The organism is Actinomadura darangshiensis, from assembly GCF_004349235.1.
GTDB lineage: Bacteria > Actinomycetota > Actinomycetes > Streptosporangiales > Streptosporangiaceae > Spirillospora > Spirillospora darangshiensis.
Map to the genome: position 1 here is coordinate 1 of NZ_SMKY01000102.1, position 20,933 is coordinate 20,933.

A 20,933-nucleotide genomic window follows, 5' to 3' on the forward strand; every position below is an offset into this window, starting at 1 on the left:
GTGTGGGGGAGTGGCCTCCGCGGCAGCGGGGGCGGTATCCGCGGGCGGGCGATTCACAGGCTAAGCCGGCCGCCGGGGTCGTGGCCGCGGTCGCGGGTGTCTTGCTGATCGCTGTGCTCATCGGCATCGCCGCCGCCAACGGGTCGGGCAAGGGGAGTAACGCGGGCTCCACCTCGTCGCCGAGCGAGACGCCGTCCACGAGCCGGACGAGCGACCTCACAGGTGACACGGACTCCACCCGGAGCCCGAGCCGGAGCCCGAGTCCGACGCCGGACCCCACCTTCGACGCGTTCGACGCGATCTCCGTCGGCGACTGCCTGGACGCGTACCAGGACCCTTACGACTCCGACGAGTGGAGCGAGGAGATGCCCGACGCCGTCTCGTGCGGCCGGAGCGACGCCTACCTGAAGGTGACCGGGGTGGAGGATTCGAGCAGCTCATGCGACTCCGAGGCGCTCGACGGAGAAAGCTGGTGGCGGTCCCCGACGCACGACGGGGACACGATCTATCTCTGCGTGCGCCGGCAGTTCAGGGAGGGCGAGTGCTTCCTGGGCAAGACGGGCAGCAAGAAGGGGCGGATCGCCATCTCCGGACACGGCCTCATGACGTCCTGGTCATGCAGCAAGGACACCGTCCCGAAGGGCTTCAAGTACATCCTCCAGTTCACCGGCTACTACGAGAGCCGGTGCCCGGACGGCTCCCGGCGCTGGGACGACTTCCGCAGGGGCGTCCTCTGCGCCCGCGTTGTCTGAGTCGCCGAGCGATGACTTCTTCCGTGCCTGCCGGTCTTTACGGGTGACCGAAGAGGGAGGGACCATCCAGATGATCATTATCTCCGGGGTGCTGTACGTGGACGCCGACGATCGGGCCGGGTATCTCGACGGGTGCCGGGAGGCCGTCGAGCTGGCCCGTGCCGCGCCCGGGTGCCTCGACTTCGCGGTGTCGGCCGACCTGGTCGAGCCGGGACGGATCAACGTGTACGAGCGGTGGGAGAGCGGCGAGGACGTCGAGCGGTTCCGGGGCGCGGGGCCCGAGCCCGCGCAGGCCGCCCGGATCCGGGACGCCGAGGTGATGCGGTACGTGATCTCTGGCGTCGAGGCTCCCTAGCCCGTGGCAGAGTTGAGGCGTGCGGGTTGGGATCCTCGGACCGCTGGTGGTGACGGACCAGGGGAAGGACGTCGCGGTCGGCGGGGCCCGGTTGCGGGCGCTGCTGATCAGGCTGGCCCTGGACCCCGGGCGGACGGTGACCGCCGACTCGCTCGTCCAGGCGTTGTGGCCGGAAGGCGGGCCCGGCGCGCACGCGTTGCAGGCGCTCGTGTCGCGGTTGCGGCGGTGCCTGCCGGAGGGGCGGCTGCGGTCGGTGCCCGGCGGCTATGTGCTCGACGTCGAGGGTGTGGACGCGCCGGAGTTCGAGCGGCTCGCCTCGGAGGGCGGGAGGGCGCTTCGGGACGGGGATGCGCGGGTCGCGGTCCAGCGGTTGCGTGCGGCGCTGGAGTTGTGGCGGGGTGAAGCGCTGGCGGACGCGGCCGGTCTGCCGTTCGCCGATGCTGCGGCCGTCCGGTTCGAGGCGCTCCGGGTGTCGGCGACCGAGGATCGGGTGGCCGCCGAACTGGCCGCCGGGAGCGAACCGGCGCACCTTGTGGCGCAGCTTGAGGAGCTCGGGGCGCGGCATCCGCTGCGGGAGCGGCCCCGCGCCCTGCTGGTCGAGGCGCTGCACCGGGGCGGCCGGTCGGCCGAGGCGCTCGCGGTGTTCGAGCGGTTCAGGGGCGTGCTGGCCGAGGAGCTGGGCACCGGCCCGGGGCACGAGTTGCAGGACGCGTACATGGCCGTCCTGCGAGCCGCCCCCCGGGAGCGTGTGCGAGGCAATCTCAGGACGCCGCCGACCAGTTTCGTCGGGCGGGAGAGCGAGTGCGCGTGGGTCGCGCGGCGGCTCTGGGAAGGGCGGCTCGTCACTCTCGTCGGGCCTGGAGGCGCGGGCAAGACGCGGCTCGCGACCAAGGTCGGCGCCGACCTGGCCGGGCGGTTCCCGGGCGGGGTCTGGGTCGTGGAGCTGGCCGCGGTCACGGAGCCGGACGAGGTCGTCCGCGCGGTCGCCGGTGTGCTGGGGCTCCGGGACGGGACGAGTCGGCTGGTCGAGGCGCTGTCCGCCGACGAGACGCTGATCGTCCTCGACAACTGCGAGCACGTCGTGGGGCAGGCCGCCCGGCTGGTGGACGAACTGCTCGGCACCTGCGCCGGCCTGCGCGTCCTCGCGACGAGCCGGGAGCGCCTCGGCGTCGACGGCGAGGCGCTGTGCCCGGTGCCGCCGCTCGACGTCCCCGAGCCGGGCGAGGACGGCCTTGCGTCGGCGGCGGTGCGGCTGTTCGCCGAGCGCGCGGCGGCCGTCCGGCCCGGGTTCGTGGTGCGCGGCGACGTCGTCGGGGAGATCTGCCGCCGCCTGGACGGCCTGCCGCTGGCGATCGAGCTGGCCGCGGCGCGGCTGCGGTCGCTGTCCGCCGAGCAGGTGGCGGCCCGCCTGGACGACCGGTTCCGCCTGCTGAACGGCGGGAACAGGACCGCGCTGCCGCGGCACCGGACGCTGCGTGCCGTCGTCGCGTGGAGCTGGGACCTGCTGGACGACGACGAGCGCCGGTTCGCCGAGCGGTTGTCGGTGTTTCCAGGCACGGTCTCGCCGGCGACCGCGTCCCGGGTGACGGGTCTTCCCGGCGCCCTGGAGATGCTCGATTCCCTCGTCGACCGCTCACTGCTCCAGGTCGTGGACGGTCCCGAGCCGCGGTTCCGCATGCTGGAGACCATTCGCGAGTACGGGCGGGAACGGCTGGCAGGGGAGGCCGGCCGGTTCCGGGCCGCGCACGTCCGCTGCTTTCTGGAACTGGCGGAAAGGGCGGAGCCGCATCTGCGCCGGCCCGAGCAACTGGAATGGATTCTCCTGCTCGATGGGGAGCGCGACAATCTGCTGGCCGCGTTGCAGTACGCCGTGGACACGGGGGATGCCGAGGCGGCCGTCCGGATGGGCGCCGCGCTGGCCACCTTCTGGATGATCCAGGGCGATCACGCCGAGGCGGCGCGCAGGCTGCGGCAGGCTCTGCTACTGCCGCGGCGGGCGGCCGTCCCAGGGGAGGACGCGGCGCTGGGCGGCTACGTGTTCAACACCGTCCTGTCCGGGGGCGACGCGCGCGACGACCCGCTGATCGGCGAGCGACCGGAAAAGGCGGACCATCCGCTGGCCGCCCTGATCGAGCCCGCCGTCGCGCTGCTGACCGACGACACCGGCGGGGGCGTCGCGGCGATCGACCGGAGGCTGCCCGAGGACGATCCCTGGACGCGGGCGGCGCTGCACCTCATGCGCGCCATGCTCAACGGCAACCGCGGCGAGATGGGTCAGGCCCGCCAGGACATCGCCGTAGCTCAGGACGGATTCAGGGCGGCCGGTGAGCGAGCCGGCCTGGCGCTCGCGCTCGTCTTCTCCGCCGAGTCGCAGACGGTCGCGGGGGAGTTCCGCGAGGCCGTCGCCGCGCTGGAGGAGTCGATCGGGCTGCTCCGCGAGTTGGGGCAGGACGCGGCCGCCGGCATGCAGCGGGTGATGCTCGCCGTGGCCCGCGCCCGGTCCGGCGACGTCCGGCGGGCGCGGGACGAACTGTCCGCGATGATCGCGCCGGGGGCCGCGACCCCGGCCCGCTATCTGGTGTCGGTCCGGCTGGCGCTCGGCGATCTCGCCCGGCACACCGGCGCCGTGGACGAGGCCCGCGAGCAGTACGCCGCCGCCGCGCGTGAACTCGACCGCGTCCCGTCCTACCCGCAGTACCGCTCGCTGCTGGAGGCGGCACACGCCCAGATGGCCATCGGGCAGGACGAACCGAACGCGGCGGCGCGGCATTTGCGGAAGGCGCTCACCCTCGCCGCCGACGCGCCCGACATGCCGATCGCCGCCGTCGCCGGATACGCGATCGCCCGGCTGGTGGCCGATGATCCGGAGGGCGCGGCGGAGGTGCTCGGCGCCGCGTCCGTCTTGCGCGGGTCGCCCGACGCGTTCAACCCCGACGTGGCGGAGGTCGGCGGAAGGCTGCGGACGGCCCTGGGCGAACGCGCCTACCGTGCCGCCTACGACCGCGGCCGGCGGCTGGACGTGACCGGCGCGCTCGCCCTCCTGAATGATCAGCTGCGGCGCCGGTAGACGTAGACGGCGAGCGGACCGAACACCGCCAGGAACCCCGCCGACCACAGCAGCGTCATCGCCGCCGGATGTGCGACCGGGCCTCCGATCAGCAGCCCGCGCGCGGCGTCCACGGCGTCGCTGACCGGGTTGACCTTGACCCATGCCCGGAGCCAGCCGGGCATCGTGTCCGCGGGAACGACCATGTTCGTCCCGAACGCGAGCGGGAAGATCCCGAGGAACGCCACCGTCTGCACGATGACCTCCTCCCTGATCAGGACCCCGATGAGCACGTTGACCCAGCCCAGCGAGAAGCCGAGCGCGGTCGCCAGGCCCACCGCCGCGAGCGCAGACGCGAGGTCGGTCTGGACGCGGAAACCCATCAGGTAACCGGTCGCGAACAGCACCACGGCCGCCACGACGTACCGGATCACATCGCCGAGGACGATGCCGATCAGCGGTGCGGAACGTCCGATCGGCAGACTCCGGAAACGGTCGAAGACACCCTTCTTGATGTCGGTGTTGATGCTCAGCCCGGTCGCCAGCATCCCGGCGAGAAGCATCGTCATCACCAGCACGCCAGGGAACACGTACTGCAGGTACGCGTGCGTGGAACCGGACACCGCGCCGCCGAACAGGTACACGAACAGCAGCAGGAAGATGATCGGCATGAACAGCGCGTCGCTGAGCACGCCGGGATTGCGCCGGGTCTTCGTGAGGCTCCGCCCGGCGAGCAGCAGGCTGTGCCGGACGAGCCGGTGGCGGGGCCGCGCGGCCGTCCGAACCGCCCTGTCGATCGCGATGCCGGTCATGCCGCCTCCTGCGTGTGGTGGCCGGTCAGGGTGAAGAACACCTCGTCCAGGCTGGGCAGCCGGAGCGACAGTTCGGTGACGGTGATCCCGGCGGCCTCCAGGCGGCGGACGGTCTCGGTGAACGCGGCGTCCCCGCTGACCGGCACCGTGGCGACGTCCCGGCGGGGCGGCTCGACCTCGCGTCCCGACACCGCGCGCAGGATCGCGGCGACCTCGTCCAGCCGCGCGGGGTCGCGCGGCCGGACGGTGATCGTCTGCCCGCCCGCGATCCGCTTCAGCTCGGCGGGCGTCCCCGCCGCGATGACCGTGCCGTGGTCGATGACGGTGATCTCGTCGGCGAGCGCGTCGGCCTCCTCCAGGTACTGGGTGGTCAGCAGGACGGTCCCGCCGCCGTCCGTCATCGACCGGATCAGCCGCCACGCCTCCTCGCGCCGCCCCGGGTCGAGGCCGGTCGTCGGCTCGTCCAGGTAGATCACGGCGGGCCGTCCGATCATGCTGGCGGCCAGGTCGAGCCGGCGCCGCATCCCGCCGGAGTACGTCGAGACGCGCCGCCCGGCGTCGCCGGTCAGCTCGAACCGCTCCAGCAGCTCGGCGGCGCGTGCCCGCGCCTCCGCCTTCCGCATGTCGAGGAGCCGGCCGATGAGGACGAGGTTCTCCGTCGCGGTGAGGTCCTCGTCCACCGACGCGTACTGGCCGGTGAGCCCGATCAGGTCGCGCACTCTGGCCGCGTCCCGGACGACGTCCAGCCCGCGGACCTCGGCCCGCCCCGCATCGGGCCGCAGGAGTGTCGCGAGTATTCGTACCGCGGTCGTTTTGCCGGCGCCGTTGGGGCCGAGGACCCCGAGGACGGTCCCCGGCCGCGCGGCCAGATCCACTCCGGCCAGCGCGGTCGTCTTCCCGAATCGTTTGACCAGGCCCTCCGCCTGGAACGCGTAACTCATGCCGCCGAGGCTGCCGCCCCCCGCTCACAAACCGCTCACAAGCCCCGGGCGAGCAGGCGGTGCCGGGGGTATCTCAGATCGTTCCGGCGGTCTCCAGGTCGGCGATCTCGTCGGGTGTCAGGCCGAGCCGGCCGTAGACCTCACGGTTGTGCTCGCCGAGGGTCGGGCCCATGGCGCCGACCCTGCCCGGTGTGTCGGACAGTCTCGGGAACACGTTGTGCATCGGGAAGTCGCCGAAGTCAGGGTGGGCCAAGCGGATGATGGCTTCGCGTGCCTTGTAGTGCGGGTCGGCGAGCATGTCCTTGGCACGGTACGTGAGTCCGGCCGGGATGCCGTTCTCGTGCAGGAGGTCTAGCAGCGATGCTGATTCCTGGGGGGCCGTCCAGGCGCCGATGAGGTCGTCCAGTTCGTCGGCGTTGGCGCCCCGGGAGCCGTGGGTGGCGTAGCGCTCGTCGTCGGCGAGTTCGGGACGTCCCATGAGCGCGGCGAGGCGGCGCCAGATCGTGTCGCGGTTCGCGGCGATGAGGACGGGGCCGTCCTTCGTCGGGTAGACGTTGCTCGGCGCGACGTTCGGCAGGACGGAACCGGTGCGTTCCCGCTGGTAGCCGGCGATCTCCCACTCCGGGACGAGCGACTCCATCATCGCGAGCACCGCCTCGTACAGCGCCGCGTCGACGACCTGGCCGCGGCCCGTCCGGTGCCGGGCGTGCAGCGCGACGAGGGTTCCGAGGGCGGCGAACGTGCCGGCCAGCTCGTCCCCGAGGGAGATGCCCGCGCGGGACGGCGGCCGGTCCGGATCGCCGGTGACGTAGCGGATGCCGCCCATCGCCTCGCCGATGGAGCCGAACCCGGCGCGCGGCGCGTACGGGCCGTCCTGCCCGTAGCCGGTGACCCGCGTGATGATCAGCCGCGGGTTCGCGGCCTGGAGGTCGGCGGGCGCGAGGCCCCAGCGCTCCAGCGTCCCGGGGCGGAAGTTCTCCACCAGGACGTCGGCCTCCGCGATGATCTGCCGGGCCAGCGCCTGCCCCTCGGGGGTGCGCAGGTTGAGCGTCACCGACTTCTTGTTGCGCGCGAGGATCGGCCACCACAGCGACATGCCGTGCGGCTTCTCCCGGCCCCATTCGCGCATCGGGTCCCCGGCGCCCGGCGGCTCGATCTTGACGATCTCGGCGCCGAAGTCGCCGAGCAGCTGGCCGCAGAACGGTCCGGCCAGCAGCTGCCCCATCTCCACGACCCGCAGGTCGCCGAGCGCGGACGTGTCCTCGATCCCTTGCCGGGTGGTCATCGTTCTCCTCGCAGGTTGGCCGCGGCGGCGCGGATGTGGGCGCGCATCACCGACTCGGCCCAGGCCGGGTCGCCGGCGGCGAGCGCGGCGACCAGTTCGCGGTGGTGGTTCATGCTGCGGGACATCTCGTCCGCGTCGTAGCGGCGGAACGTCCCGACGATCAGCGGGGCGTGCATGACGGACGTCAGCATCGCGGGCAGCCGCCGGTTGCCGGACGCCTCGATGAGCGATGCGTGGAAGGCCGAGTTGAGCTGCGCGACGCGTCCGAAGTCGCCTTCCGAGACCGCCCGCTCCATCGCGTCGCATTGTTCGTGCAGGTCATCGAGGACGTTCTGGGGCGGTGCCAGTTTCGCGGCGCGGGCTGCGGCGTAGGGCTCCAGGAGGGAACGCAGCTCGAAGATCTCCTCTAGGTCCTCGCGCGTCCACTGGACGACGCGGGCCCCGCGATGTGGCAGCACCTCGACGAGGCCGTCCGAGCCCAGCCGTTGGAGCGCCTCGCGCACCGGCGTCCGCGACAGGCCCAGGGTCTCGGCGAGTTCGGCCTCGCCGAGGCGGCTGCCCGCCTCCGCCGTCCCGGACAGGATCATCTGCCGGACGGCGTCGTACGCGGTGTCGGTCGCGCGCCCCATCGTCCCTCCCTTCGTTTTGATTGCATGCAATATAGTCCTTGCAAGGGTGATATCAGCAAATTGGAGGTCGAGTTGCATACAACAGTGCTGGAGGTCGGGCCGCGTGACGGCCTCCAGAACGAGGACCGCGTGCTGCCGCCCGACGACAGGATCGCCTTCATTGCGCGGTGCGTGGACGCGGGTGTCCGGCGCATCGAGGCCGTCTCGTTCGTCAACCCGAAACGCGTCCCGCAGATGGCGGGCGCCGAGGAGGTCATGGCGGGGGTGCCCCGGCGGGACGGCGTCTCCTACAGCGGGCTCGTCCTCAACCGGCGGGGTCTTGACCGTGCGCTGGCGGCGGGCGTTGACGAGATCAACGTGGCCGTTCCGGCGTCCGACACGTTCTGCGTCCGCAATCAGGGGTGCACGACGTCCGAGATGCTGGACGCCTGGGACGGCATCGCCGCGACCGCCGCCGACGCGGGCGTTCCCATCGGGATGACCATCGCGACCGCGTTCGGCTGCCCGTTCGAAGGCGACACCCCTCCCGCACAGGTCGCCGAACTGGCCCGCCGTGCCGCCGGCGCGGGTGCGTTCGAGATCGCCGTGGCCGACACGATCGGCGTCGGCGTCCCGTCAGAGGTCTGTGAATTGAGCCGCCGCGTCCGCGAGGCCGCGCCCGGGACGCCGCTGCGCTTCCACTTCCACAACACGCGGAACACCGGCTACGCCAACGCTCTCGCCGCACTGGACGAGGGCGCCGCCACGCTGGACGCGAGTACCGGCGGATTCGGAGGCTGCCCCTTCGCCCCCGCCGCCACCGGCAACATCGCCACCGAAGACCTGCTCTACGCCCTCCACCGCTCGGGCGTGGAAACAGGCGTCGACATGGAGCGGGTCGCGGAAACAGGCACGTGGCTGGCCGGTCTTCTCGGCACGCCGGCGCCTGCCCTGCTGGGACGAGCGGGCCCGTTCTAAGGCCCGTGGTACGCCTCGGACTCCCATTCGTGCGGCTCTTGGGTGTGCAGGCGCCAGTAGTGCTCGGCGATGTCGTCCGGGTCGAAGTCCGTCCCCGGTGCGACCGGGCCGGCGACCGTGATGCTCGCGGCATGCACGCCGGACGGCCCGTACTTCTGGTCGAGCAGCGCGACCAGCGTCCGCACCCCCGCCTTGCCTAGCGACAGGCTCGTGTACTGGTGTTTCGGTTCCGGCATCCCGCCGGTGATGAGGAACGTTCCGCGGCCCCGTTCCGCCATCGCGGGGGCGACATGCGCGGCCGCGGTGAGCGCCCCGCCCACGTTGACGGCCCAGGCGTCCATGTGGCCTTGCAGCGACAGTTCGGCCGGTTCGTCGGGACGGATCAGCGCCGCGTTGTACACGACGACGTCCGGCGTGCCGAACTTCCCGGCGATCTCGTCGAGCGCGGACCGCAATCCGACGTCGTCGGTGGCGTCGGCCGTCCGCGTGACCACGGGCACCTCGCCGATCGCCCCGGCCGCCGCCCGCACCGTCTCCTCGCTTCGCGCGACGAGCCCGAGCGGCAATCCCTCCCGGGCGAACCGGCGGGCCACCGCCTGCCCGATCCCTGGCCCGACGCCGATGATCACTGCACCTGCCATCCCGCCTCCTTCGACGGGACGACGCTAAGCCCTCACATCGATGTGAGGGTCAAGCGTCAGCGCATGTCGAACTTGACCTTCTCGCCGTCCGCGGAGGTGACCCGGATCTGGACGTGTCCGACCCGCAGGTTCTCCCCGACCGAGACCGTGGTCATGGGCGAGCCGTCGGCCGACACCGTCATCCCGTGCTTCTTGATCTCAATGATCGAGAGGTCGACGCCGTTGACCTCGATGTCCTGTCCTTCGCCGGACACGGTCACGTGGCATTCGCCGTTCTTGCACGAGTACGAATTGCTCTGGCAGCCGGTGAGTAGCAAAGCACCACCGAGTGCGAGCACGGAGAGAACCGGGACCGAACACTTCACGTCTACCCCCTGATCGAGCGCGATGTCAGGAGTACAGATGCGCCGTGTGCCCGCCTGGTTCCCGTCAAATGCGGTCAGACTCGGACAACGCAGCCGGTCCGCGCCCGTCAGCCGGGCAGGGAGAGATGGCGGGGGTTGGCCACGGTGAGCTTGTCGGTGATCGAGGCTCGTACCGCGGCGACGACCTCGTCCGTCCGGCCGTCGAGGGTGCCTTCGCGGATGGCGGTCGCCAGTTCGGTGTCGGTTTCGCAGCCGAGGGATTTCAAGCGGCTCTCGTGGGCGGCCTTGTGGGCTTCGCCCAGGAGCAGCTCCCTGCGCGCGATGCGGAGGGCGGACGCGGCCACGCGGGCGTGGAAGCGCAGGCGGTCGTCGGGCTGCTCGGCCTCCGCGAGGAAGGCGCCGACGGCGTCGATGAGGGTGTGGGCGTCCGGCCGGTCGTGCGGGGACGTGTCCGGCGTTTCCGCGGTTTCCAGCGGGTCTCGGACGGTCGCCGGCCCGGTCAGGCCCAGGGCCAGCAGCAGGTCGTGCTCCTGCTCGCAGACCTTCCGGCCCAGGACGGCGTACTCGATCGACGGGTCGGCGCCGCTCAGGTAGCGCTCGGCCTGGTGGCGGCACAGGATCGTCCAGCGGAGGGTGCCGTAGACCTCCCACCAGTGGAGTTCGCTCGGCGTGGGCGCGGTGCCGCCCGCGCCGGCGTAGCCGGCGAGGAGGTCTTCGCGGGGGCCGAAGCCGCCCACCGGGTGCGGGGAGCCGAAGCGCCACGCCTTCGTGCAGAGCCAGCCGAGGTCTTCGGCGGGGTCGCCGAGGTGCGCCAGCTCCCAGTCCAGGACGCCGGTCACGCCGGTGCCGTCGATCATCAGGTTGCCGTTGCGGAAGTCGCCGTGGACGACCGTCCGGCGGCCCGAGGGCGGCGGCCGGTGCTCGTCCAGCCAGCGCAGCGCCAGCTCGACGGCGGGCCGCGCCTCGAACGTCCGGTACTGCTCGGTGAGCGCGGCGAGCTGGTCGTCGCCGGGGAGTCCGGAAACCGGGGACATCGTGTGCAGCCGGGCCAGGATGGCGCCCAGCTCCCGGGCCAGGCCCGGCCGCTCGACCCGCAGGAGGCGGCGCGGGATCGTCTCCCCGGACAGCCGCTCCATGATCATGTAGGGCGCGCCGAGCAGGTCGCCGCCGTGCTCGACCAGGCGCGGGACGGGCACGCCGGCGTCCGCCGCGGAGACGAGCAGGGCCGCCTCGCGGGCCATCGCCGTGGGGTCGAGGGACGTGGGCGGATCGCGGCGCAGGACCAGCGGACGGCCGCCGGCGTCGAACGACCAGGTCTCGCGGCTCGCCCCGCCCGACAGGCGCTGGAGCCCGGTGACGGCCGCGCCCGTGCGGCCGGCGAGCGCGGCCTCCAGGGCGGTCATGCGCGGGCCGCCCGCTGAGCGGCGGCGAGGTCGCGGAGCGGGTCGGACCTCCGGGTGTCGGCGTACTCCTCGATCCGCGCGATGCGGTCGCCGGACACCGTGACGAACAGGCACGCCGCCATCTCGATCGGCGTCCCGTCCGGGAGGTCGCCGCGCAGGACGTGCCGCTGGACGTAGCCGTCCGGCAGCGGGTCGCGGCGGACCTCCTCGTACCGGAAGTTGCTCAGGTTGCGCGACAGCCACCGGAGCGTCCGCAGGTTGTCGTCCACGCTCTGCTCGGAGCCGCCGCCGTCGCCGGGGCCGTTGTGCCAGATCAGCGCGCCGGGCGCGTAGAGGGAACGCAGCGTCTCGACGTCCCCCGAGGTGATGGCGGTCATGAAACGGTCGGCGAGTTTCACGGTTCTCCTAGCTGGGACGGAAGCCCGAGGGCGCGGACGCTGAGCATGTCCAGGGTGTCCAGGAGGCGTTCGGTGCCCGGCGGGTCGTGGCTCTGGACGAGCCACAGGTACAGGGAGTGGTCGACCATCGCGGCGAGGACGCGGGCGGCCATCTCCGGGTCGACGTCGGGCGGGACGAGCCCCTCGCGCTGCCAGCGGGTGATCGCCCGCGCGGAGCGTCCCACCTGGGCGGCCCGGTGCTTGCGCCGCAACTCCTGGAACTCCTCGTTGAAGGTCGCGACCTGCTCGATGATCGCCATCATCTTCGCGTTGCGGAGGTAGCCCTCGTAGTAGGCGCGGTTGGCGCGGCGGACGCGGTCCGCGGGCGACGGGCCGGCGGACGGGACGAGGGCGTGCCGCGTCATGTCCTCGAACAGCCGGTCGGCCACCTCCAGGAACACCGCTTCCTTCGACGGGAAGTAGGTGTAGAAGGAGCCGTAGGCGACGCCCGCGTGCCGGGTGATGTGCGCGACGCGGGTCTCCGGGAAGCCGCGCTCCTCGAACACCTCGCGGGCGGCGGCGAGGAGGCGTTCCCTGGTCCGCGCGCCGCGCTCGGTGAGCGGCTGCCCGCCGGGTTCGCCGTCGCTGCCCATCGCCGTGGTTCCCTTCGCCCGGGGGTTGACATCCCGTTGTCCGCAGGAACAGTATCCGAGCATCGGGCAAGTTGATATGACTGTCAAGTCAACTTTGGGGAGGCGTCGTGCCGGGGCGGACATGCTGATCAGCGACATCGTCGAGTACGCGGCCCGCAAGCATCCGGACCGCGCCGCCGTCCTGTTCGAGGACGCCTCCGTCACGTTCGCCGAGTTGCGCGACCGCGTCCGGCGCACGGCCAACGCGCTGCTCACCCTCGCCGAACCGGGTGACCGGGTCGCCGTCCTGTCCGGTAACCGGCCCGAGTACTTCGACCTGTACTACGGCGTGCCGGGCGCAGGCATGGCGCTGACCTTCCTGAACCACCGCCTCCATCCGTCCGAGATCGCGGGCCTCGTCGACCACGCGCAGGCGTCGGTGCTGGTCGTGAGCGGCGAGTACGCCGACGCGATGGACGGCCTCCGCGACGCGATGCCCACCGTGAAGCACGTCGTGAACCTGGACGACGGCTACGCGGATCTCGTCGCCGGCGCCCCGGCCACCGAGCCGCCGCGTCCGGACGCCGACTCCGTCGCCTGGCTCGTCTACACCAGCGGGACAACGGGCACACCCAAGGGCGTCATGCTCAGCCACCGCAACCTGGTCACCGGCGTCGTCAGCTCGGTCGCACACTGGGAGATACCGGACGCGACCCGGTTCCTGTTCTGCTTCCCGCTGTGCCACGTCGGCGGCTACACGGCGGTCGTGTTCCACATGCGTGCCGCCACCGTCGGCATCGTCCGGTCCTACGACAACGGCACGTTCCTGCGGCTGGTAGCCGACTGGAAGATCACGCAGACCGGGCTGGCACCGACCATGATCGCCTTCCTGCTGTCCCATCCCGGGATCGAGGACCACGACCTCGGCACGCTGGAGGCCATCGGGTACGGCGCGTCCGCGATCCCGGCCGAGGTGCTGCGCCGCGGCATGGACGTGCTCGGCTGCGACTTCTACCAGGGCATGGGCATGAGCGAGCTGGGCGGCAACATCCTGCACTTCGGGACCGCCGAGCACCGCCGCGCCGCCGCCGGCGAGACGCACCTGCTGGCCGCCGCCGGCCGCGTCATGGACCTCGCCGACGTCCGGATCGTGGACGAGGAGTTCCACGACGTCCCGGACGGCGAGCCCGGCGAGATGATCGTCCGCTGCGACCAGGTGATGCGCGGCTACTGGCGCGAGCCGGAACTGACCGCCGCGGCGTTCCGGGACGGCTGGTTCCGCACCGGCGACGTCGTCCGGCGGGACGCGGAGGGGATGGTCTACATCGTCGACCGCATCAAGGACATGATCATCACGGGCGGGGAGAACGTCGCCTCGCGCGAGGTCGAGCAGGTCCTCTACCGGCACCCCGCGATCGCCGACGCGGCCGTCTTCGGCGTCCCGGACGCCCGCTGGGGCGAATCGGTGTGCGCCGCCGTCGTCACCCGGGAGGAAGTCGGCGCGGACGCCATCGTCGCGTTCGCCCGCGAGCACCTCGGCGGATACAAGGTTCCGCGCCGCATCGAATTCGTCCCCGAACTCCCGCGCAACGTCGCAGGAAAGGTCCTGAAACGCGACCTTCGCTCCCGCTACAAGGAGGACTCATGAACACCGAGTTCGAGCTCGGCGGCATCAACCACCTGGCGCTGGTGTCGTCCGACATGAAACGCACCATCGACTTCTACTCCGGCGTCCTCGGCATGCCGCTCATCAAGACCCTCGACCTGCCGGGCGGAATGGGCCAGCACTTCTTCTTCGACTGCGGCGGCGGCGACTGCGTGGCGTTCTTCTGGTTCCCGGACGCGCCGGACGCCGTCCCCGGGGTGTCCGCGCCCGCCGGCCGTCCCGAGCAGGGCGAGCTGCTCAGCGCCGTCGGGTCGATGAACCACGTCGCGTTCCACGTCCCGGTGGAGAAGTTCGAGGACTACCGGCACAAGCTCAAGGAGAAGGGCGTCACGGTCAGCCCGATCCTGAACCACGACGACAGCCCCATGGGCATCGCCCGCGACATGTACGACGGCGTGTTCGTCCGGTCGTTCTACTTCATGGACCCGGACGGAATCCTCCTCGAATTCGCCTGCTGGACGCGCACGTTCGACGAATCCGACGTCTCCCACGAGCCGAAGACCGACGCCGACCGCACCGTCCGGAAGGAAGCAAATGCCGCGACTGCGTGAGGTCCCCCGCGCCGAGGTCACCGACGAGCGCATCCTCTTCTTCTACGACAACCTTTTCGCCCCCGACCGGGACCCGGCCGTCGACCACGGCACCGCGACCGGATCGCCCGGCGACTGGTGGACGGTGTTCGCCCAGTCCCCGGACGTGTTCCGGCACGCCGTCCGCGGTTTCGCGCTGTACCGGAACTCGGGCCTCGACCCCGTCCTGCGCGAACTCGGCCAATGCCGGGCCGGCTGGGCGCGCGGCAGCCAGTTCGTCTTCTCCCAGCACTGCAAGCAGATGCGGGCGCTCGGCATGGCCGAGGAGAAGATCGAGTCGATCCCGCACTGGCAGACGGCCGACTGCTACTCGGTGCTGGAGCGGGCCGTCCTCGCCTACACCGACTGCCTCGTCCTGGACGGCGGACGGACCCCCGACGCCGTCTTCGAGGTCCTGCGGAAGCACCTCTCCGACCCGGAGATCCTCCAGCTCACCTACATCACCTGCATGTACGACATGCACGCGACGATGTCGCGCGCCCTGCGGCTGGAGTTCGACGACCGCCCCGAGCCGGTCGTCGAGGTCGCGGCGCCCGAGGGCTACGGCGACCGCGACATCTCCGCCGACCTGACCGGGCAGGGCTGATGCTGTTCCCCGTGCCCGAGCACGTGCGGGAAGTCCGGGACGCCGTCCACGCCTTCATGACCGAACGCGTCGAGCCGGCCGAGCCCGCGCTCAACACCGGCGACCGCGGGAAACTCCTGGAACTTCGCCAGGAGGCCAAGGACGCGGGCCTGTGGGCGCTCGGCCACCCCACCGAACTGGGCGGGGGCGGCATGCCGTTCCTCGACTACGTCTACGTCAACGAGGTGCAGGGACGCAGCGAATGGGGCCAGCTCGTCCTTGGCACCTTCACTCTCCAGGACTCGCTCATGCTGCACAAGTACGCGAGCCCCGGCTGGCGTGAGCGCTACCTGGCCCCGATGGTCGCGGGCGACGTCTCACCGAGTTTCGCGATGACCGAGCCCGACCACGCGGGCTCCGACCCGACCCAGCTGCAGACCAGGGCCGTCCTGGACGGCGACCACTGGGTCATCAGCGGCCGCAAGTGGTTCACCACGGGCGCCGCCGACGCCGCCTACACCACGGTCATGTGCCGCACCGAGCCCGACGGCACCGCCCCGCACCGCTCCTTCAGCATGATCGTCGTGCCCACCGACACACCCGGGTACCGCATCGTCCGGGAGACGCCCGTCCTCGGCCTGAACGGCGGCCACTACGAGGTCGCCTACGACGACGTCCGCGTTCCGGCCGACAACCTGCTCGGCCCGCGCGGGCACGGCTTCGTCATCGCCCAGGAGCGCCTCGGCCCCGGCCGCATCTTCCACTGCATGCGCTGGCTCGGCCAGGCCCAGCGCGCCTTCGAGCTGATGTGCGCCCGCCTCGGTACCCGCGTCGCCTTCGGCGAGCCCCTCTCGGCGAAGCAGTTGATGCAGCAGCACGTCTTCGACTCCTACACCGAGATCCAGTCGTCCCGCCTGCTCACCCTCCAGGCCGCCGAGCAGATCGACGCGGGCAGCCAAGCCCGCGTCGAGATCGGCGCCATCAAGGTCGTCGGCGCACGCATGCTGCACAACGTCATCGACCGCGCCATCCAGGTGCACGGCGCCGCCGGCCTCACCGACGACTTCCCGCTCTCCCGCATGTACCGCCACGCCCGCGAGGCGCGCGTCTACGACGGCCCCGACGAGGTCCACATCCAGAGCACCGCCCGCCGGATCCTGAAGCAGGTCGGATGAGCCTCACCCGCAGGTCACTGCTGGGCGGCGCCGCCGCCGTCCTCGGCACCACGGCCGCCGGCCGGCCGCGTCCCCGAAAGGGAGGAAAAATGAAGATCACGAAACTGGCCGACGGCCTGCTGTTCCCCGAGGGCCCCACGGTCCTGCCCGACGGCGACGTCCTGGTCGTCGAGCTGCACCGGGGAACCCTCACCCGCGTGAAACCCGACGGAACGAAGACCATCGCCGCCGAGACGGGCGGCGGCCCCAACGGCTCCGCGCTCGGCCCGGACGGACGCGTCTACATCGCGAACTCCGGCGGCCTCCGCCGCTTCGAGGTCGGCGGCTTCGTCTTCGCGGGCGGCATCCCCGACGACTACAAGGGCGGCAGCCTCCAGGCCGTCGACCTGACCGACGGCTCCGTCGAGACCCTCTACAGCGACGGCCTGCGCGGCCCGAACGACCTGGTCGTGGACGCCCACGGCGGCATCTACTTCACCGACTACGGCAAGAGCGACGGCGTCACCGGCGACAAGGGCCGCCTCTTCTACGCGAAGGCGGACGGCTCGTCCATCGAAATGATCGCCGCCGGAATGGAGGGCCCGAATGGCATCGGCCTCTCACCGGACGGCACTCGCCTCTACGTCAGCGAGACGTACACGGCCCGCGTCTGGTGGTGGGACGTCACGGCCCCCGGCAAGATCCAGGGCGGCAAGTCCCTCGGCGGCTCGGGCGGCGGCAACTTCCTCTACACCGTCCCCGACTACACCAATTTCGACTCCCTGGGCGTGGACGGTCACGGCAATGTCTGCGTCGCCTCCATGGTCCACGCGGGCATCTCCATCATCAGCCCGAAGGGCGACCTGGTCCGCTTCGTGGACATCAACGTCGACAACGACCCGGGCATCACCAACATCACCTGGGGTGGCCCCGACATGCGCACCGCCTACGTGACCGCCTCCAGTACCGGCCACCTCCTGAAAATAGAGAACTGGCCCCGCCCCGGCCTGGTCCTCAACCACGCCACCTGACGGGGAATCGCCTCAGGGCTGGAGGAGGAACAGTTTCCGGTCGACGCGGTCGAGTGCGCCGCCGCGTCCGAAGACCAGGCCGGTGGCGAAGTCCACGAGACGCTTGGCGTCCACGTCGGGCAGATCCGTCAGGTCCATGAGCACGGGCACGCCCTTGCGGTAGAAGTGCCCGACGTACAGGACCTCGTTGTAGTTCTGAGGACGCAGCGACTTAACCACTGCCCCAGTTTGCCCGGCGCCTACCCGGGGTCAAGCGACCCACGCCATGGGAAAGAAATCTCGGCACCTTCGTCACGAGAAAGGACGTCAGGAGGGCTTGACGTCAGGGTTGCCTGACGCGCACACTCGCGGCATGGTCACTCCAGAGGGCATCGAACGAGACATCACCCTGACGAGCGCCGCGGCCAGGTACGACGAGTTGTGGATGCGGGACGCCGTAGGGGAATCGCCGCTCCAGCGCGAGGAGGTCCTCGAACTCCTGGCGCTAGGGGAGGTGATCGCCCGAAAGGCCGTGCACGGCCGGCAACTGGCCGTCCGTTCGGCGCGCCGCGCCGGGGCGCCATGGACCCAGATCGGAGCGGCCCTCGGCATCAGCAAGCAGGCCGCCTGGGAAGCGCACGGCAAGTGGATCGACGACCAGGCGGCCCAGCACCGCGACAGCGACTACCAGGGCCTGAACGAGCACGAAGCCGCCGCAGAACGCAAACTGGCAGGCCAAGCCGACGCCTAGCCCGCCGTCCACGACCGGCCGCCAACGCATGGCGGTCCCAGATCGCGGAGACCCCAGCCACCACCGCAACCACGCGACAACCTCACCCCTGCGATCGCGTCCGAAGGCAGGTTTCGAGCGAAGCGAGAAACCTGATCGCGCAGCGAGCCGCAAGGCGAGCCGGAGCGATGCAGCGATCGCACGCGTTTCTCGACGATGGAGGGCCCCCTGGGGCCCGAAGGAGGAGAGAAAAGCAATAAACACAGTGCTTGGAGTTTCTCTCGGGTGGCATTGGGAAATCTGCTGCTAGAGGGAACGGAGGCGATTGGGCATGGAGGTCGTTCTCGAAATGACCCTGCCGAGGAACGCCGAGAGCGCGCCGCTGGTGCGGCATACGCTCGACGCTTCTCTTCGCGGGCTCGGAGTGGGTTCCGAGGTCCGTGCCGATATCGCGCTCGCGCTCGGCGAGGCGTGCGCGAACGTCATTCAGCATGCGGCGGCCGGGCGGGAGTACGAGGTCCGGGCGCGGATGGACGGGGCGCGGTGCGTCGTGGACGTCATTGACGGGGGCGCGGACGAGGCGGTGAACCCGGCCGCGGTGTGGGACGACGTGCAGGCGCCGCCGCTGGCCGAAAGCGGGCGGGGGCTCACGCTGATGCGGGCGTTCACGGAGGAAATGCATATCGCCGGGCGTGCGCACCGGAACGGCTCGGTCGTGCATTTCGAGAAGTCGCTGGCAAGCTGACGGCCCGGCGGGCTGTCGCCCACCGGGCCGCGTTCCGGGGTGCCGGAGCAGCCGGCGCCGGGTCAGCCGGTGACGGGCAGGTCGTGCTTGACGGGCGTCGGGGCGGGCGCCTCCGACGGCGTCTCGGGCGTGCGGCCGCAGGTGGCGGACGCGACCCGGACGGCGCCCTTGCCGCCGGGCAGGGCCAGTTCCATGGCGGTGACGTTGAGGCGGCCGTCGGACGTCCGCTGCTGCTTGTTGAGCGTCAGGGACGTCCGGCCGAGCCCGTCGATGTCGACCGGGACGGTGGTGTTGGGCGGCGGGGACGCGTCCAGCCGCTTGCCGGCGAGGACGGCGCGGGCGAGGTGCGCGGTGCCCTGCCCGCCGACGCACTTGGCGGTGACGGCGTGGGCCAGCAGCTTCGCGGTCGGGACGGACAGGTCCGCCACCGAGGAGCGGGCGCGGGCGGCGGAGGCGGTGACGTCCAGCGCGGACGCGTTGACCAGCTTGGTGTGGTTCTCGCGCAGCAGGCTCTTGCTGACCGGGCCCCCGCCGGACGAGACGGCCGGTACCGGCGGGACGGGAAGCGGCCCGGTGACGTTCAGCCCGTAGGCGGAACCCTCCCCGCCGGGCGCGGCGAGGGCCGGGGCGGCGAACGCCGGGGTGGCGGTCGCGGCGAGGCCGGTGGCCAGCAGCCCGGCGGTGGCGAGGCGCTTGACGACATGGACGTGACGCATGGTTGTGCTCCGATTCTCGTGAGATCTGGGGGCGGCCGGTCAGGCGGTGATGAGCACCAGGGAGCCGAGCGGGACGCGGGAGAGGGCCTTCAGGGCGTCCGCGGGCACCCGCACGCAGCCGTGCGTGACGGCCTTGCCGAACACCGAGGTGTCGGGCCAGCCGTGCAGGGCGACGGTGCCGGGCCCGCCGCCGAAGGTGTCGAGGGTCGCCGAGTGGGTGCCGAGCGGCAGGACGATGGGGCTGGGCGTCTTCTTGGCCGGGGCGAGCGTGGCCATGACGAACGTCCGGCCGGGCGGTGTCGGGGTCTTGGCGCCGCCGACCGCGACCTTCCACCGGCCGACGCGGCGCGCGGACTTCTCCAGCGTGAGCCGCCGGGTGCCGAGGTCGACGCGGACGGTGTAGGGCGTGTGCGCGGTTTTCAGGCCGGCCGCGGAGACCCAGCCGCTCGCCTGGTTGGGGCGGCTCGGCAGCAGCACCCGCCGCCAGTCGCCCGAGGTCTCGACCACGGGCACCCAGGTGGGCCCGCCCAGTTCGGTGGCGGGGAGGGTGGCGACGCGGCGTCCGCCGGGACGGTCGAGCACCGGCACGGACTTGGCCGGGTGCGCGACGAGTCCGTCGGTGGTGCCGGTGGGCGTGCCGTCCTTGGGGACGCCGGGAAGGGTGCTGTACGTGGTCGCCTCGGGGACCTTGGCCGCACCGGCCCCGGCGGCGCCCTTGCCGCCGTCGGCCGCCGCGGTGCCGTGCCGGGACGGCGAGCCGCCGCATCCGGCGAGCGCCAGCAGCAGGGCCGCGGCGGTGACGGCGCGGAGGGAATGCCCGGGGGCATTGATGGTCGCCATGAGGCGGGATGTTAGTAGTGGTGAAGGCGGCCGTATCGGGAATGGCGAAAAACGCACCGGAGAGCGCTTAATAAAATGTCGATAATCCCCGTTTTTATGGGTTCCTTGCGGAGGGTCGCGGCCTTTCCGGCAAAACCGGATATAATCGGATGGGTCAGGCCAGCATCGAGAGCGGGCCGCCCTCTTCGTCCACCCCGGAGGCCGCCTCGCCGAACTCGGCCAGCCCCCACAGCAGCGCTGCCCGCGCCGGCGCCGGCATCTCGGCGAGGACGCGGGTGAGGTCGGTGCGCCGCCGCAGCCGGAGCCGGTCGAGCAGCGCCTGCCCGTCCGCGCTCAGCCGGACGGTGACCTCGCGGCGGTCGCGCCCCGGGTCGCGGGACAGCAGCCCGCCGGCCTCCAGCCGGTCGCAGAGCCGGCTCGCCGACGACACCAGCGCGCCCAGCTCGCCCGCCAGGTGGCTGATGTTGACCGGCCCGCGCTCCAGCACGAAGAGCGCGCGGAGTTGGGTGGACGGCACGGGTACATCGGCGGCATTGTTGGCGCGCGACCAGATGTCGATCAGGGCGGCGGCCGCATCGTCGAGCGCGGCCGCGGACTCCGCGGCGCCCTCACCCGACGTGTCCACCATGCCCTCCACTGTTACACACGACGCCGACCGCGGCATACCGGGCACTGGCCGTCCGGCGGCCATCGGATGGCGCGGCGGCCGACCCGGCGAGGAT

Annotated in this window: 24 protein-coding genes; 11 read left to right on the plus strand and 13 right to left on the minus strand. The window is 71.7% G+C overall.

Translation table 11 applies throughout. The annotated features are described in order from the left end of the window. The 3 genes from E1293_RS22045 to E1293_RS22055 form a co-directional block, all read left to right on the plus strand. Positions 1 to 752: LppU/SCO3897 family protein (locus E1293_RS22045; protein ID WP_424923659.1), on the plus strand; the 752-nt coding region annotated here is incomplete at its 5' end. Positions 753 to 822: 70 nt separating this feature from the next. Continuing rightward, a complete protein-coding gene (locus tag E1293_RS22050) occupies positions 823 to 1,107 on the plus strand; it encodes a putative quinol monooxygenase (RefSeq protein WP_132199343.1) in 285 nt (94 codons plus the stop codon). A 19-nt stretch (positions 1,108 to 1,126) separates the two neighbouring features. Beyond that, positions 1,127 to 4,174: an AfsR/SARP family transcriptional regulator gene (locus E1293_RS22055; RefSeq protein ID WP_132199344.1), complete on the plus strand. Its 3,048-nt coding sequence runs from the start codon at positions 1,127 to 1,129 to the stop codon at positions 4,172 to 4,174. Here E1293_RS22055 and E1293_RS22060 read toward each other — a convergent pair. From E1293_RS22060 to E1293_RS22075, 4 genes are all read right to left on the minus strand, one after another. Next, on the minus strand, positions 4,156 to 4,965 hold the full coding sequence (locus tag E1293_RS22060; RefSeq protein WP_243716389.1) for an ABC transporter permease: 810 nt from the start codon (positions 4,963 to 4,965) through the stop codon (positions 4,156 to 4,158). The two genes, E1293_RS22055 and E1293_RS22060, sit on opposite strands and share 19 nt — an antisense overlap. Then, complete coding sequence (locus tag E1293_RS22065; protein ID WP_132199345.1) at positions 4,962 to 5,906, minus strand: ATP-binding cassette domain-containing protein; 945 nt, start codon at positions 5,904 to 5,906, stop codon at positions 4,962 to 4,964. The genes E1293_RS22060 and E1293_RS22065 overlap by 4 nt, the downstream gene beginning before the upstream one ends. A 73-nt stretch (positions 5,907 to 5,979) precedes the next feature. After that, positions 5,980 to 7,191 (minus strand): CaiB/BaiF CoA transferase family protein, encoded by a 1,212-nt coding sequence (locus E1293_RS22070; protein ID WP_132199346.1) that lies wholly within the window; start codon positions 7,189 to 7,191, stop codon positions 5,980 to 5,982. Next, positions 7,188 to 7,820 carry a GntR family transcriptional regulator gene (locus tag E1293_RS22075; protein ID WP_132199347.1) on the minus strand — a complete coding sequence of 211 codons (633 nt, stop codon included), beginning with the start codon at positions 7,818 to 7,820 and terminating at the stop codon, positions 7,188 to 7,190. Before E1293_RS22075 ends, E1293_RS22070 begins: the two co-directional genes overlap by 4 nt. Positions 7,821 to 7,844: 24 nt before the next feature. On the opposite strand from E1293_RS22075, the gene E1293_RS22080 reads away from it, so the two are divergent. Beyond that, entirely contained in the window at positions 7,845 to 8,777 is a 933-nt protein-coding gene (locus tag E1293_RS22080; RefSeq protein WP_132199348.1) for a hydroxymethylglutaryl-CoA lyase, read from the plus strand. On the opposite strand, the gene E1293_RS22085 is transcribed toward E1293_RS22080, so the two are convergent. From E1293_RS22085 to E1293_RS22105, 5 genes are all read right to left on the minus strand, one after another. Beyond that, on the minus strand, positions 8,774 to 9,418 hold the full coding sequence (locus E1293_RS22085) for an SDR family NAD(P)-dependent oxidoreductase (RefSeq protein WP_132199349.1): 645 nt from the start codon (positions 9,416 to 9,418) through the stop codon (positions 8,774 to 8,776). The genes E1293_RS22080 and E1293_RS22085 overlap by 4 nt on opposite strands. A gap of 56 nt (positions 9,419 to 9,474) precedes the next feature. Further along, positions 9,475 to 9,672, minus strand: a complete 198-nt coding sequence (locus E1293_RS22090) for a hypothetical protein (protein WP_132199350.1) — start codon at positions 9,670 to 9,672, stop codon at positions 9,475 to 9,477. Positions 9,673 to 9,890: 218 nt separating this feature from the next. Next, positions 9,891 to 11,186: a phosphotransferase family protein gene (locus tag E1293_RS22095; RefSeq protein ID WP_132199351.1), complete on the minus strand. Its 1,296-nt coding sequence runs from the start codon at positions 11,184 to 11,186 to the stop codon at positions 9,891 to 9,893. Then, positions 11,183 to 11,584, minus strand: coding sequence for a nuclear transport factor 2 family protein (locus E1293_RS22100; protein ID WP_207939010.1), 402 nt, complete (start codon positions 11,582 to 11,584; stop codon positions 11,183 to 11,185). The genes E1293_RS22095 and E1293_RS22100 overlap by 4 nt, the downstream gene beginning before the upstream one ends. Then, the gene (locus E1293_RS22105) at positions 11,581 to 12,216 is read right to left on the minus strand and encodes a TetR/AcrR family transcriptional regulator (protein ID WP_132199352.1); all 636 of its coding nucleotides are present in this window, start codon (positions 12,214 to 12,216) and stop codon (positions 11,581 to 11,583) included. The genes E1293_RS22100 and E1293_RS22105 overlap by 4 nt, the downstream gene beginning before the upstream one ends. Positions 12,217 to 12,337: 121 nt before the next feature. Between E1293_RS22105 and E1293_RS22110 the strand changes: the two genes are divergently transcribed. From E1293_RS22110 to E1293_RS22130, 5 genes are read left to right on the plus strand one after another with little or no spacing between them, the layout of a single operon-like run. Further along, positions 12,338 to 13,843, plus strand: a complete 1,506-nt coding sequence (locus E1293_RS22110) for an AMP-binding protein (RefSeq protein ID WP_132199353.1) — start codon at positions 12,338 to 12,340, stop codon at positions 13,841 to 13,843. Further along, positions 13,840 to 14,412: a VOC family protein gene (locus E1293_RS22115; RefSeq protein WP_132199354.1), complete on the plus strand. Its 573-nt coding sequence runs from the start codon at positions 13,840 to 13,842 to the stop codon at positions 14,410 to 14,412. The genes E1293_RS22110 and E1293_RS22115 overlap by 4 nt, the downstream gene beginning before the upstream one ends. Further along, entirely contained in the window at positions 14,396 to 15,037 is a 642-nt protein-coding gene (locus tag E1293_RS22120) for a carboxymuconolactone decarboxylase family protein (protein WP_132199355.1), read from the plus strand. Before E1293_RS22115 ends, E1293_RS22120 begins: the two co-directional genes overlap by 17 nt. After that, the gene (locus E1293_RS22125; RefSeq protein ID WP_132199356.1) at positions 15,037 to 16,191 is read left to right on the plus strand and encodes an acyl-CoA dehydrogenase family protein; all 1,155 of its coding nucleotides are present in this window, start codon (positions 15,037 to 15,039) and stop codon (positions 16,189 to 16,191) included. Before E1293_RS22120 ends, E1293_RS22125 begins: the two co-directional genes overlap by 1 nt. After that, positions 16,188 to 17,201 (plus strand): SMP-30/gluconolactonase/LRE family protein, encoded by a 1,014-nt coding sequence (locus tag E1293_RS22130; protein WP_207939011.1) that lies wholly within the window; start codon positions 16,188 to 16,190, stop codon positions 17,199 to 17,201. The genes E1293_RS22125 and E1293_RS22130 overlap by 4 nt, the downstream gene beginning before the upstream one ends. Positions 17,202 to 17,213: 12 nt before the next feature. Here the strand turns inward: E1293_RS22130 and sepF are convergent, their stop codons facing one another. Continuing rightward, the gene (gene sepF / locus E1293_RS22135) at positions 17,214 to 17,420 is read right to left on the minus strand and encodes a cell division protein SepF (protein ID WP_132199357.1); all 207 of its coding nucleotides are present in this window, start codon (positions 17,418 to 17,420) and stop codon (positions 17,214 to 17,216) included. A gap of 133 nt (positions 17,421 to 17,553) precedes the next feature. On the opposite strand from sepF, the gene E1293_RS22140 reads away from it, so the two are divergent. Together E1293_RS22140 and E1293_RS22145 are read left to right on the plus strand one after the other, a co-directional pair. Then, positions 17,554 to 17,931, plus strand: a complete 378-nt coding sequence (locus E1293_RS22140; protein WP_132199358.1) for a hypothetical protein — start codon at positions 17,554 to 17,556, stop codon at positions 17,929 to 17,931. A 310-nt stretch (positions 17,932 to 18,241) separates the two neighbouring features. Continuing rightward, on the plus strand, positions 18,242 to 18,655 hold the full coding sequence (locus E1293_RS22145; protein WP_132199359.1) for an ATP-binding protein: 414 nt from the start codon (positions 18,242 to 18,244) through the stop codon (positions 18,653 to 18,655). Between the two features lie 62 nt (positions 18,656 to 18,717). Here E1293_RS22145 and E1293_RS22150 read toward each other — a convergent pair whose 3' ends face one another. The 3 genes from E1293_RS22150 to E1293_RS22160 form a co-directional block, all read right to left on the minus strand. Next, entirely contained in the window at positions 18,718 to 19,371 is a 654-nt protein-coding gene (locus tag E1293_RS22150; protein WP_132199360.1) for a choice-of-anchor P family protein, read from the minus strand. Positions 19,372 to 19,410: 39 nt separating this feature from the next. Beyond that, on the minus strand, positions 19,411 to 20,211 hold the full coding sequence (locus tag E1293_RS22155) for a L,D-transpeptidase (protein WP_132199361.1): 801 nt from the start codon (positions 20,209 to 20,211) through the stop codon (positions 19,411 to 19,413). Positions 20,212 to 20,365: 154 nt separating this feature from the next. Further along, positions 20,366 to 20,839, minus strand: coding sequence for a MarR family winged helix-turn-helix transcriptional regulator (locus tag E1293_RS22160; RefSeq protein WP_132199362.1), 474 nt, complete (start codon positions 20,837 to 20,839; stop codon positions 20,366 to 20,368). Between the last annotated feature and the right edge of the window lie 94 nt (positions 20,840 to 20,933).